The organism is Paenibacillus sp. FSL R10-2199 (assembly GCF_038000235.1).
GTDB classification, from domain to species: domain Bacteria; phylum Bacillota; class Bacilli; order Paenibacillales; family Paenibacillaceae; genus Paenibacillus_AQ; species Paenibacillus_AQ phytohabitans.
On record NZ_JBBOBO010000001.1, the window covers coordinates 2,672,573 to 2,685,664 of the forward strand.

The following is a 13,092-nucleotide window of genomic DNA, read 5'->3' on the forward strand; positions in this document are numbered from 1 at the left end:
TCATGAATGTAGATAATTATGATTTTAATTTGCCGGAGGAACTGATTGCCCAGACTCCGCTTGCCGACCGCAGCTCATCCAGACTGCTGCTCGTAAACAAGGAGAACGGTCAGCTGGAACACGGGCATTTCACAGATATACTGCAGCAATTCCGTCCCGGAGATACACTGGTATTGAATGATACGAGAGTTATTCCGGCCAGACTGTTCGGTGTCAAGGAGGATACCGGGGCGAAGGCAGAGGTGCTGCTGCTGAAGAATCTCGGTGAAGACCGCTGGGAGGCGCTGGTTAAGCCCGGCAAGAAGCTGAAGACCGGAGCGGTGATTATCTTCAGCGAAGAGCTTCGCGCCGTAATAGAGGACGAAGCGGATATGGGCGGCCGGACGCTGCGCTTTATCTATCAGGGTATCTTCCAGGAGATACTGGACAGGCTCGGATCGATGCCGCTTCCTCCGTACATTAAGGAAACTCTGGATGACCGCGAACGTTATCAGACAGTCTACGCGCGGCATGAAGGATCGGCGGCCGCCCCTACGGCTGGACTGCATTTCACCCAAGAGCTGCTGGAGCAGATTGCAGCGGCCGGTGTGAATATCGCTTATATCACCCTGCATGTAGGTCTTGGCACATTCCGTCCAATGTCGGTAGAAACCGTGGAAGAGCATGTGATGCATGCCGAATATTACGAATTATCCCAAGAGACGGCAGAGATGCTGAACTCCGCAAGAGCCAGAGGCGGAAGAATTATCGCTGTCGGCACAACCTCCTGCCGGACCCTTGAGACGGCCGGGAGACAAGCGGCGGGCGGACCGCTGAAGGCATCAAGCGGCTGGACGGATATTTTCATCTATCCCGGCTACGAATTCACTGTCGTCAATGCATTGATTACCAATTTCCATCTGCCAAAGTCTACTTTGGTCATGCTGGTGAGCGCTTTAGCCGGCCGGGAGCATATTCTCGCCGCCTATGAAGAAGCGATTAAGCAGCAGTACCGGTTCTTCAGCTTTGGCGATGCAATGTTCATTTATTAAGCAAGAGGAAGGGTTAAACCTATGGCAGCAATCACTTATGAACACATTAAGACCTGTAAGCAGTCCGGAGCACGGCTCGGAAGAGTCCATACTCCACACGGAATTATTGAAACACCGACCTTCATGCCGGTAGGCACACAAGCCACCGTCAAAACAATGAGCCCCGAAGAGCTTAAGCAAATGAATGCGCAGATTATTCTGAGTAATACCTACCATTTGTTCCTTCGTCCGGGCCATGAGATCATCGGCGAAGCCGGCGGTCTGCACAAATTCATGAACTGGGACCGGCCCATCCTGACTGACAGCGGCGGCTTCCAGGTATTCTCGCTGAGCGACATGCGTAAGATTACCGAAGAAGGCGTTCATTTCCGCTCTCATTTAAATGGGGACAAGAAGTTTCTCTCGCCGGAAGTAGCGATGGAAGTCCAGAATGCACTCGGTTCCGATATTATGATGGCCTTCGATGAATGCCCGCCTTATCCGGCAGAATATGAATACGTCAAAAAGTCACTTGAACGCACCACCCGCTGGGCAGAAAGATGCCTCAAGAGCCATGCACGTCCTAATGATCAGGGGCTGTTCGCAATCGTACAGGGGGGCATGCACGAGGATCTGCGCCGTCAGAGCGCGGCAGATTTGACTTCCATGGATTTCCCGGGGTATGCTATTGGAGGGCTCAGCGTCGGAGAGTCCAAGCAGCTAATGTATGAAGTGCTGGATTATACAGTTCCACTGCTGCCGCAAGGGAAACCGCGCTATTTAATGGGCGTAGGTTCACCGGATGCACTGCTGGAAGGGTCAATCCGCGGAATAGACATGTTCGACTGTGTTCTGCCTACCCGTATTGCCCGCAATGGAACGACGATGACCAGTCAGGGAAGACTCGTTGTACGCAACGCGCAGTATGCCCGTGATTTCGGGCCGCTTGATCCGGAGTGTGATTGCTACACCTGCCGGAATTATTCCCGCGCTTATTTGCGCCATCTGATCAAAGCTGACGAAACTTTCGGCTTGCGGTTAACGACATACCATAATTTACACTTCCTGCTGGAATTGATGCGTAAAGTGCGTGAAGCCATCATGGAAGATCGGCTGCTTGATTTTCGCGATGAGTTTTTTGCACAATACGGATTATATGATAATCTAAAAGGCTTCTAAAAGTACTGAGTGATATGTTAAATTTTTTGGAAAGGGGGGAATGATATGTCACATTTTCAACTGGCAGCAGCTTCAGGCGGCGGAGGCAATATTCTTGGCCTGGTAGGTCCATTTGTACTTATGTTTGTTGTCTTCTACTTCCTGCTGATTCGTCCACAGCAGAAGAAAACCAAAGCACGTAACGGGATGCTCAAGTCTTTGAAAAAAGGCGATAAGGTAGTTACTATCGGCGGTCTTCACGGAACAATTATGGAGATTTCTGATGACATCGTTGTATTGCGGGTTAATGACGTGACCCGATTGACCTTTGACCGGGGTTCGATCAGTCACTCTGTCACGGAAGTAGAAGACAAAGATTGATTTGTCTGCACCAAATTACATAAAAACCGGCGTCTCTCGTAAGAGAACGCCGGTTTTTTTACATTATACAGTTCAAAGGCTGATGTTAACGTACATCCGTTGCCCGGCTTCGTACTCTCAGCCGTTCTTCCCCGCTGCGCAGGGTGAATTTGGCAAGCTGCACTGCGACAGTTGTGGACAGAACGGCCAGCAAAGTGCCGCCGAGCATATCGGTCAGCCAGTGGATACCGAGATAGAATATTCCGAAGACGATAGCAACGGCCGAGATTGTACTAATCACCATCCAGCGGCGGTTGCCGGAACGGTAGGCCAGCAGCGCCATAGATACGGAAATGGCAGTATGCAGGCTGGGAAAGCAGTTGTTAAGGCCCGATAGCGGCCGGTACTCCTGTTCAAACTTCGGAAAAACATCCAGCATGGTAAATCGCACCCCTGCGGGCAGATAGGACCACACCTCATTTACCGGAAAATACAGATAGAATGGAATAGCAACAGCATAGGTTATCATGATCGTGTAGCAGGTCGCATAGAGCATCACGCGGTTCTTATCCAGCAGATAGATACCTAGCGAGGCGGCGAGCACCGATTGCAGCATGAAGATATAGAAGAAGACGATGATTGGGGTCAGCCAAGGCGTAAAGAACAGCTCTTGCACATGTCTGACAAAGTGGCCCTCGAGACCAAAGACAAAGGCTGTGTAATCCGAAGTCAGGTTCATCTTCCGCTCGATCTGCAGCTCATATTTATTCAGAGCAAGCACGCTGAACATTCCTATAATAATCAGAGTGAATTTATAGGACCGCAGCAGCTCTCTCCCGATTTCAACTAGGGCCATTAGCGGATTGCGCCGGGCGCCGATCCAAATCAATACCACTACAATGGCAACGGTGTATACAACTACAAGATTCATGGACTGGTAAAGCAAAGCATTCAAAGCCTCCTTGATAAATCCCTCATATGAAGTCAGATGCACTCAGTGTAACATATTTTCAAGGATAGGTTTCAAATTTCGAAAAATTATATTAATTAGGATTTTTGCAAATTAACCCCAAATATTCCCCCGAGTGCACCAATGCCTGCTGCAGCCATTACCCAAAGGAAATCAATTCCTGCCGGGGCGCTTTCCAGAGCCAGGAATCCGATCAGCAGAACAATTAATCCATAGAATGCGCCGGTGAGTGCTCCCTGATACCAGCCTTTGCTTGAAGCTCTGCCGCCTGCGGTCAAGCCTCCGAAAGCGGCAGCTATGCCGTGTACAATATAGGTGTACATGGTAAGATCCTGTTCCTGCAGTCCGCTGCCCCAGAGCAGCAGGGAGAGAACGAATGCGCCCAGCAGCATCCACAGGAACGACCGGCATAAACCCGACAATACAGGACTAGATATTTTCCATGAGAATAGACGCCTAATTAACGACATGGTAAAACCTCCTAAAAGTTTGTTTGCGTTACTTCCTGGACGGGCTCCTTACAAACTGGCTTGGAAAGCATACGCTAAGTTTGTTTGCGTTACTTTCTGGTTGGGCTTTGAAAAAAAGTGTCCTGCCTGAGCTGGTACTAATCATTGTATGGGAAGGCTTGCCCCAATAGTACAAGAATGGCAGACTGGACTTTTACCAGTAATTAATCAGCAGGCTTCCGAATGTTCCCTTGGCAGGCAGGTCAGAATAGGGGTACATTAATCCGCCCGTTACGGCTCTCAGCCGCCGGGTGAGAAGCGGAAGGGGAGCGAAGAGAATATGTTGTTCCAGCATATTACTGCCCATATCTTTCTGACCGTGCTGATGTATATCTTCATTTTCCTGAGTATGCGGATCATGGGCAAACGGGAGATCGGCAAATTGTCGGTATTTGACCTCACGATTTCCATTATGATTGCTGAGATCGCTGTGTTTGTAATTGAAGATATCGAGCGGCCCATCTATGACGGGTTCGTGCCCATGGCAACGCTGGTTCTGATTCAGGTGTTGGTCGCACAGCTCAGTCTGAAGAGCCGGAAGCTTCGCCTACTGGTGGATGGCAAGCCGAGTATCCTCATCTCGGACGGTAAGCTCCACCGGGGCGAGATGCGTAAACAGAGATATAACATTGATGATCTGCTGCTGCAGTTACGCGGGCAGAACATAGACAGTCCGGCCGATGTAGAGTTTGCCATTCTTGAAACAAGCGGGCAGCTTACCGTGATTGAGAAGAATAAAGGTGTATCTTCGTCCAATCAGACCGGAAACAGCAGTTCAAGCGCTGAGCAGAAGGAGCAGAACAGCGGAGGCCAGGAGAGCTCCGGAGGTTCAGACAAATCAGACAAATCAGACAGTTCCGGTAAAGTTAAGCTTCCGAAGCACAAGATCCGCTACGAAGGCCTCCCGATTCCGCTGATAATGGACGGAAAGGTGCAGGACGATAACCTGGAGATGATCGGTAAGAACAGATTCTGGCTTAGAACCCAGATCCGCCAGAAGGGTGTCTCCGATTTCCGTGATGTTTTCCTATGCTCAATTGATCATAAGGGACAGATATATATTGACCCGATCGGCTCAAGATAAGGAGAAGATGTTAGCTGCGCCAGCGTTTGAAGAAGGGCACACGCTCCAGATCACGCCTGGAAATCAGGCCCGATAACAGGCAAATGCTAAAGTATACGCCCATCCCGCAGGCAGCGGCAGCCAGAAACTGTATCCACTGTGAGGAGGAGATGTGAACTGAGGTATAGACGTAAGACATTCCGGCAGCCATGATGATCGTAGCCGCTATAATTTTGACCGGATCCGACCATCTTAAGGACATGGCTGTCAGCCGGATAACACTGTATCCATGAAGTATAGTCACAAGGAGGCTATTGACAATAATGGCGATGATGGCTCCTTGAATCCCGTATTCCGGCCGGGAGGCGAGCAGGAGAATCAGCAGGATTTTGACGACCGCACCAATCAGTGTATTAATCAGTGCCTTGCCCGGGCGGTCCATTGCCTGAAGTGCAGCCTGCAGCGGGGCCTGGACATAGAGGAATAAAGCGAACGGTGCCATCATCCGCAGCATAGGTGCCGTATCCGCTGCATTGCCGTACATCAGTGTACACAACGGTACGGCAAGAACGTACATAACAGCAGCAAACGGAGCGCCCGTTACCATAGCCAGCCGCAGGGCCTGATGCATTCTTTTATGAATCGTGGGCAGGTCATTCCGGGCAGCCGCCTCGGATAAGGAAGGGACAAGGGACACGGCCAGCGAGGAGCTGAGCACACCCGGCAGCAGCAGCAGCGGGATAACCATTCCCTGTAGGGAACCATATTGTGCAGTTGCAGCTGCAGCAGCTATTCCGGCAAGTGCAAGGCTGCGCACAGTAATAATGGATTCGAGCAGATACGAGAAGGAACCGATCAAACGTCCGGCGGTTACAGGTACAGAGATGCCGATCAGCCGCTTAAGCACACTCCCTGGTTGTCTCTGCGGTTCATCTCCGGACTCAGCAGAGCTACCGGAAACAGCTGTTCCGGCAGGAGGCGGAGCCTCATTCTTGTCCTTTTTAACGATATAATAATATTGCAGCAGCAGGGCCAGCATTCCGCCAATCTCACCCACAGTAACGCCCAGCATCGCACCTGCCGCCGCAAAAGCAATTCCTTTCGGGAGCAGCAGCCAGGAAAACCAAAGCATAAAGAAGATCCGGATGACTGATTCCAGCACAGAGGAAAACGCTGAGGGAAGCATATTCTGCCTGCCCTGGAAATATCCGCGGTAGATGGACGAAACGGCCACGATTGCAATCATTGGAGTCATGCTGACAAAGGTGTAATATACCCGCTGGTCGGTCAGAATAACGCTTGATACCCATGAGGCGCTGAGGAGAGCTACAATGGTGAAAAAAATACCGAGCGTCAGGCTGATTGCCAGGCCCGTATGCAGGATTTTGCGGGACTGCTCCGGCCGGTTCTCTCCTTCTGCTTCAGCAACCATTTTGGCAATTGCCAGCGGGAGCCCGCCGGTAATGACGGTTACCAGTACGATAAAGAACGGATATCCAAGCTGATATAGTCCTACTCCTTCGGCGCCGATGATCCGCGGCAAAGCAATCCGGGGAATAAAACCAAGCATCCGGTTAATGATGCCTGCAAATAACAGGATTAATGTTCCTTGTATAAAGGTCTGTTTCCTCAAAGGGCACTCCTTCTTCCCAAATTAGATGAAAACTTCCGGTGAATTTGTTCCTCTCTCAAGCAGGCTTGTATAAGGATATGCTGCTACAGGTCAACTCCATGACAAGCTTTCCATATGACAAGTTTTTGGCCGAAAGAAGGAAAGAGCGGCAGAGGGGTCGAATATTTATCTCTGAGCATACGTAAGGGGGAATCTTTGGAGGTGTCAACACGTGGAATCGGAACAATGGAGATATGACGAGCTTAGTGAAGAAATCGAAGCCATGTGCATCAGCAAAGCGGAGGAATTCCGCCTCCTCGGCTATGAATATGTGACCGGTAAGGATATTTGGGATTGTGTCAGCCGTAATTATGTTAAGGAAGGAAGACCTCCTCTGCATAAACTGGTCAATGATATTTATTCGCTGAAATCAGGCAGTTACATGAATTACCTGACCATTGCGGCCTACCGGGGGTTGAACTGACGGCCTAATTTGCCAAAAGGAACGATTTTCTTTTGCAAACGGCTACAGGAAGCAGTAAAGTAAGAGAAGAGTAATTCAACAGTTCCTATCCAAACGGATGGTTTGCGCCCAGAAGCAGAACCGGCCGTTTCTTTGTGTGAATCCGGCACCGTCATTCCTCTTGAATTGACGGTGATTTCGCACGTAGCTATAATAGGAATATTGAGTAATGAAAGGGGAACTAGCTAGAGCATGAAGAGAATGTTGAGCTTTATCATCACCGTGGTCGTTCTAACCGGCGTCATGGGATTTACAACTCCCGGGCTGCTGGACAAGGTCCGTCTAGGTCTTGACCTGAAGGGCGGATTTGAGATTCTGTACCACGCCGAGCCGATGGATACGGGAGGAACCCTGACCCGTGCTTCGCTGCAAAAAACAGCGGAGAGCCTGGAGAAACGGGCGAATGCACTCGGAACAAGCGAGCCTGAGGTTACAACCGAAGGTACGGACCGCATCCGTCTGAAGATTGCGGGCGTTACTGACGAAGCCGAGGTCCGCAAGAAAATGAAAGAACCGGCAGTTCTGACCTTCCGCAGTGCCGCTGATGGTGATGCACCCGGAGTCTTCAGCAAGATTGAACTGGTAGGCAGTGATTTTGTTGAAGGCGCGGCAGACGTGCAACGCGATAACCTCAACCGTCCGGAGATCAGCATCTCTATTAAGGACAAAGATAAATTTGCGGAAATTACTGAACGTCTCCTGGGTAAGCAACTCGCCATTTATCTGGATGAGACATTATTGTCCGAGCCTCCTTATGTTAGGGCAGTCCTGACCGATGGTAAAGCTTCCATATCAGGGGGATATACACTGGATGAGGCCCGTGAGATTGCAGATACGATCAATCTCGGTGCATTGCCGCTGAAGCTTACGGAGAAATATTCCCAGAGCGTAGGGGCAACACTTGGTAAACAGTCTCTTGACCAAACGGTTAAAGCAGGTATTGTGGGTTCCCTGATCATTCTGGTCTTCATGATGTTTATGTATCGTCTTCCGGGTGTACTGGCCAGCTTCGCGCTGATTCTTCATACCTGGCTGCTGATTCTGGTGTTCGTTATAGCTGATTTCACCTTGACCCTTCCCGGTATTGCCGCGTTCATTCTCGGTATAGGGATGGCGGTCGATGCCAATATCATTACCAATGAACGGATTAGGGAAGAAATGCGCAGCGGTAAGAGTATTTTGTCTTCCGTCAAAGCAGGTAACAAAACTTCATTCCGTACCGTTATGGACGCGAATGTCACTACGATCATTGTAGCGGCTGTCATGTTCGCCTTCGGTACAGGTGCGGTTAAAGGCTTCGCGCTGATTCTGATCGTGGAAATTGTACTTAGTATTGTAACAAACCTTTATTTTGCCCACTGGCTGCTGACAGTGCTGGTTAAAGCCGGCGCACTCAAAAAGCCGAAGCAATTTGGGGTAAAGGAGAGTGACATCAGTGCGCTTTAAGAAAGAGCTTGATTTCGTACATTTAAGTAAATTTTTCTATATTTTCTCCATCGCCCTTACTGTGGCGGGTCTGGTCTTTCTGGCAACCTTCGGCCTGAATTACAGCGTTGATTTCAAGGCCGGGTCCAACGTGGACGTGGCTCTCTCCAAGAGCATGACGCTGGCTCAGCTGCAGCCGGCGTTGGATGAAGCTGGAATTGGTCATGATCCTACAATTACCGTCGGGGATAAACGGGTTAATATCCGCTACGATGAAGAACTGGATGATACTCAGAGTGAAACCCTGAAAACGGCAATCAACAAGATTGACGATCAGGCATCTTTCGAAGTCAACACAGTAGATACAGAGATGGCTAAGGAATTGGCCCGCAATGCGATCTATTCTGTGCTTCTGTCCAGTATCGGGATTATTATTTATGTCAGTATCCGCTTTGAATGGCGGTTTGCGCTGGCTTCCATCGTGGCGCTGCTCCATGATGCCTTTATGGTTGTAGCGATCTTCTCCATCTTCCGTCTGGAGGTAGACCTGACCTTCATTGTTGCGGTGCTGACCATTATCGGTTATTCCATTAATGATACGATCGTTATCTTCGACCGGATCCGCGAGAACCTGCGGTTCGGTAAACAGAAGTCGTATGAGGATCTTAAGTCCCTGGTCAATAAGAGTGTGTCCCAGACCCTCATGCGCTCCCTGTATACAGCCTTTACGGTATTTATTGCCGCATTCTTCCTGCTGATTATGGGCGGAGAGTCGATCAAAATGTTCTCACTTGCCATGGTAATCGGTTTGCTCTTCGGAGCCTATTCTTCGATCTTTATTGCAAGCCCGCTCTGGCTGCTGCTCAAGAAACGCCAGAAGACACCGGTAAAGAGCAACCCGGCCAAAGCCTAAAACTTAAGTTTCCCGGAAAGCCGTGTCACAAGCGACGCGGCTTTTCGGAATCTTTGGATCAGCATCTTAGCTGGTTTCATCATCATGAGATTACTTGCTAGTGGTAAGGAGGGCCTCGTTATGAATGACAAACAATTAGCTGCAAAAGACACCGTTGCCTGGACCGGAATCCTCAGTGATGTTGGGCTGGCTCTGGCCAAAGGCGCCTTCGGTTATCTTTCAGGCAGCAAAGCATTGATGGGGGATGCCATCTATTCCGGAGCAGATGCTGCCGCCAAGCTGGCAGGGGTTATTCCGTGGAACTCGAAGCAGAGTCACAAGTATGCAGCATCATCGGGCAGCCGGGCCGGTCAACGAAATAAAGAGCCGATGGCGGCCATTCTTTTTTCTGTGCTTATTCTTATGGGCGGGCTGCAGATTGCTTTCTCGGCCATTCGTGATTTAACCCGGGGACATTTATCGGCACCTGGGCAGTCGGCACTTGTAACCGTCCTGATTTGCATTGTGTTCAAAGAGGCTATCTTTCAATACCAATACCGTTATTATAAAAAAAAGAACGATGGCAGTCATGCCGCGTATGCGGATACCCACCGTTTCAGTCTATATACTTCCATAACCGTATTTATAGGTATTGCTCTGGCCATGACTGGCGGGTATTTCAATTGGCATCCTATGCTCTATATGGACCCGATTGCCGCACTGCTGACCGGATGTCTTGTTATCCGCAAAGGCTATTCTCTGATTACTTCCTCTGTCTACAGCAAAAAGATTCAGGAGCTTCCTTCCGAAGAGGCCGCCAGCTTCATTGAGACCGTCCAGCGTGTGCATGGAGTCATCCGGGTGGAGCAGCTCAAGGCAATGGAGGAAGGCAGTTATGTGAATCTTCATGTCAAGATCAGCGTAAATCCGCGGATTAGCGTGATGGAAGCCCAGGATATCTCGGAATGTGCCCGGAAGCTGCTGCAGCACCGGTTCGTTCATGTAGGCGAGGTTCAAATGGATGTGGTGCCGTATGACCCGGGTTATCCCTATAAAAGCAACCATGAGCTCGTGGATAATGATATTCCCACGCTGCTTCAGTAGTCTGCAAGGTGAGAGAAAGGTGAGCTGTATTGCTTCATTCAAAAACAAGATGGCAATCTCCGGCAGCCGATCCCGAGAAAAACCGGGAACTGGCCCGGAGCCTTTCTATTTCTCCGCTTCTGTCCTCACTGCTCGTGCAAAGAGGCATGGATACTGCCGATAAGGCGCTGGTATTCATGGATGGCGGAGCGGAGGATAGTCATGATCCATTCCTGCTCAAAGGAATGGCCGAGGCTGTGCCACGGATTCGAAAGGCATTGCAAGATGAAGAACATATTCTGGTGTATGGCGATTATGATGCAGACGGGGTGTCCAGTACTGCGCTGATGATCTTTCTTCTGCGTCATCTGGGTGCTTCTTTTGACATTTATATCCCGCATCGTTCCAACGAAGGCTATGGTCTGCATAATCATGCGCTCGACTGGGCGCTGCAGCAGGGAGTATCTCTCGTTATTACTGTGGATACTGGTATCAGTGCCTACCATCAGATTGCCTACGCTTCAGAGCTGGGCATTGATGTCATAGTCACAGATCATCATGAGCCGCCGGAGCTGCTGCCTGAGGCCTATGCACTCATTAATCCGAAGCTGCCGGACTGCCCGTATCCTTTCAAGGGGCTTGCCGGAGTGGGGGTAGCTTACAAGCTGGCCGAGGCTCTTCTTGGTAGCGGAGTTCCTGAAGAATGGTGTGAGATTGCCGCTATCGGTACCGTTGCGGATCTGATGCCGCTGCTTGGGGAGAACCGGAGTCTAGTGCGCCGGGGGCTGACCAGCATGCGGAATTCGCCGTTTCCTGGAATTCGGGCGCTGCTCTCTGTCAGCGGAATTACGATGAGCACCGTAAGCGCTGTTAATATTGCCTTCGGCATGGCTCCGCGCATTAATGCCAGCGGAAGGCTGGACCATGCAGGCCGGGCGGTCACACTGCTCACTACCGCAGATGCTGAAGAGGCTGAACAATTTGCCGGAGAGCTTGACCTCCTGAATAAGGAACGTCAACTGGTCGTGGAGAGAATTGTAGGAGAAGCTACGGCCAAGCTGGAGCAGAGAATCAGTCAAACCGGGCTTCCGGATATTATTGTGCTGGCTGAGCAGGGCTGGAATGTCGGTGTTGTCGGGATTGTGGCCTCTAAGCTGCTGGAAAAATATTATCGTCCGGTTATTATTCTGGATATTTACCCGGATACAGGGATGTGCAAAGGCTCTGCCCGCTCGATCCCCGGGCTGGATATCTATGCGGCCTTGTCTTCATGTGCCGGATTGATGGACCATTTCGGCGGGCATCCGGCTGCGGCCGGAATGAGCCTGCCGCAGGACAAGCTTGAAGACTTTGATGCAGCGCTTAATGCTTATGCTGCATCTATCCTGACACCAGAGGACTTTGTAGCCGTGACGGCTGCAGACGGTGAGGTCTCTATTGCTGATTTGTCACTCCAGGCTGCGCTTGAACTGGAGCGGCTTGCCCCTTTCGGGATGGCTAACCCGCTGCCGAGATTCATTCTGCGCGGAGCTACTGTGAAGGAGACCCGCAAGATGGGTCAGGACGGCAAACATCTGAGGCTTGTCCTGCAGCAGGATAAGGTGACGATCGAAGCGGTGGCCTTCGGCAAGGGATCGCTGGCTGATCTGCTGCCTGATGGTACAATCATTGATGTACTGGCGGAGCTGTCGGTGAATGAATGGAACGGCTCACGCAAGCCTCAGCTGATGCTGCAGGATCTTGCAGTGCCTGCCGCGCAGCTGTTCGACCTGCGCGGTGCTGCCGATGCGGTTAAGCAGGCAGCGCATATTCAGGAGCTGCTCCGTTCGTACAACGGCAGCAGTCCGGTTAAGACAGCGGCGGTATTTCAGAACAGCCGCAGATCTCCACTGCGCGAGCTGAAGGGCATGTCGCTGTGGGTCTACGATGAGGATGCAGGAATTTCACAGGTGCATCAGGGTGAGCCGGGGAATGACGAAGCAGAGATAACGCTGCTCTGTCTGCTGGATATGCCGGAAACGCCGGAGCAGCTGGAAGCACTGTTCACTGCGTTTCCCCGCACAGAGAATATTGCCCTGCTGCATTCGATCCGCGACGGCCGTGACCGGTTGCAGGTTCCTACACGGGATCATTTCAAGTCATTATATAAATTGATCGCCTCGATCGCAGCAACGGCAACCCCCGAGCATGAAGTACTGCTGCGGCTCAGCCGCCAGTCTGCACTGGGTGTGCGCATGCTGGGCAGGATGCTTGATGTGTTCGCTGAGCTTGATTTCATTGAACGCAGCGGCGGCAGCATTACCTTTGTCACGCAGCCTGCCGCCAAGAGCCTGACGACGTCAGAGCACTTCATCAGGCTGGGCAAGACTGCTGAAATGGAGCAGTATTTCATGGAGGGCAGCCGCGGCGAACTGCAGGAATTCATGCTGTCACGCCGGTTAGGCGCCTCGTAACGGGTGTAGCGTGCTTTCAGAGTAAGAGCTTTTA

Annotated in this window: 12 protein-coding genes; 9 read left to right on the plus strand and 3 right to left on the minus strand. The window is 51.0% G+C overall.

What is annotated here, in order from left to right:
* The first annotated feature begins 2 nt into the window (after positions 1-2).
* From queA to yajC, 3 genes are read left to right on the plus strand one after another with little or no spacing between them, the layout of a single operon-like run.
* The gene (gene queA / locus NYE33_RS11725; RefSeq protein ID WP_039294467.1) at positions 3-1,031 is read left to right on the plus strand and encodes a tRNA preQ1(34) S-adenosylmethionine ribosyltransferase-isomerase QueA; all 1,029 of its coding nucleotides are present in this window, start codon (positions 3-5) and stop codon (positions 1,029-1,031) included.
* A 21-nt stretch (positions 1,032-1,052) separates the two neighbouring features.
* Positions 1,053-2,189, plus strand: coding sequence for a tRNA guanosine(34) transglycosylase Tgt (gene tgt, locus NYE33_RS11730; protein WP_042139546.1), 1,137 nt, complete (start codon positions 1,053-1,055; stop codon positions 2,187-2,189).
* Between the two features lie 45 nt (positions 2,190-2,234).
* Positions 2,235-2,549, plus strand: a complete 315-nt coding sequence (gene yajC / locus NYE33_RS11735; RefSeq protein WP_039294472.1) for a preprotein translocase subunit YajC — start codon at positions 2,235-2,237, stop codon at positions 2,547-2,549.
* A gap of 85 nt (positions 2,550-2,634) precedes the next feature.
* On the opposite strand, the gene NYE33_RS11740 is transcribed toward yajC, so the two are convergent.
* Both NYE33_RS11740 and NYE33_RS11745 read right to left on the minus strand, forming a co-directional pair.
* Positions 2,635-3,483, minus strand: coding sequence for a phosphatase PAP2 family protein (locus NYE33_RS11740; protein ID WP_256703919.1), 849 nt, complete (start codon positions 3,481-3,483; stop codon positions 2,635-2,637).
* A gap of 92 nt (positions 3,484-3,575) precedes the next feature.
* Complete coding sequence (locus NYE33_RS11745) at positions 3,576-3,968, minus strand: TIGR04086 family membrane protein (RefSeq protein WP_076245177.1); 393 nt, start codon at positions 3,966-3,968, stop codon at positions 3,576-3,578.
* Between the two features lie 322 nt (positions 3,969-4,290).
* On the opposite strand from NYE33_RS11745, the gene NYE33_RS11750 reads away from it, so the two are divergent.
* Complete coding sequence (locus tag NYE33_RS11750) at positions 4,291-5,091, plus strand: YetF domain-containing protein (RefSeq protein WP_418793972.1); 801 nt, start codon at positions 4,291-4,293, stop codon at positions 5,089-5,091.
* Positions 5,092-5,101: 10 nt separating this feature from the next.
* On the opposite strand, the gene spoVB is transcribed toward NYE33_RS11750, so the two are convergent.
* Positions 5,102-6,703: a stage V sporulation protein B gene (gene spoVB, locus NYE33_RS11755; RefSeq protein WP_076245172.1), complete on the minus strand. Its 1,602-nt coding sequence runs from the start codon at positions 6,701-6,703 to the stop codon at positions 5,102-5,104.
* Positions 6,704-6,914: 211 nt separating this feature from the next.
* On the opposite strand from spoVB, the gene NYE33_RS11760 reads away from it, so the two are divergent.
* The 5 genes from NYE33_RS11760 to recJ all read left to right on the plus strand — a co-directional run bounded on the left by NYE33_RS11760 (position 6,915) and on the right by recJ (position 13,058).
* Positions 6,915-7,166 carry a post-transcriptional regulator gene (locus tag NYE33_RS11760; RefSeq protein WP_042238721.1) on the plus strand — a complete coding sequence of 84 codons (252 nt, stop codon included), beginning with the start codon at positions 6,915-6,917 and terminating at the stop codon, positions 7,164-7,166.
* Between the two features lie 231 nt (positions 7,167-7,397).
* On the plus strand, positions 7,398-8,651 hold the full coding sequence (gene secD / locus NYE33_RS11765) for a protein translocase subunit SecD (protein ID WP_039294486.1): 1,254 nt from the start codon (positions 7,398-7,400) through the stop codon (positions 8,649-8,651).
* Complete coding sequence (secF, locus tag NYE33_RS11770; RefSeq protein WP_042238718.1) at positions 8,641-9,543, plus strand: protein translocase subunit SecF; 903 nt, start codon at positions 8,641-8,643, stop codon at positions 9,541-9,543. The genes secD and secF overlap by 11 nt, the downstream gene beginning before the upstream one ends.
* Before the next feature lie 120 nt (positions 9,544-9,663).
* Complete coding sequence (locus NYE33_RS11775; RefSeq protein ID WP_076245170.1) at positions 9,664-10,626, plus strand: cation diffusion facilitator family transporter; 963 nt, start codon at positions 9,664-9,666, stop codon at positions 10,624-10,626.
* A 29-nt stretch (positions 10,627-10,655) separates the two neighbouring features.
* On the plus strand, positions 10,656-13,058 hold the full coding sequence (gene recJ, locus NYE33_RS11780) for a single-stranded-DNA-specific exonuclease RecJ (protein ID WP_341065900.1): 2,403 nt from the start codon (positions 10,656-10,658) through the stop codon (positions 13,056-13,058).
* Positions 13,059-13,092: the final 34 nt, after the last annotated feature.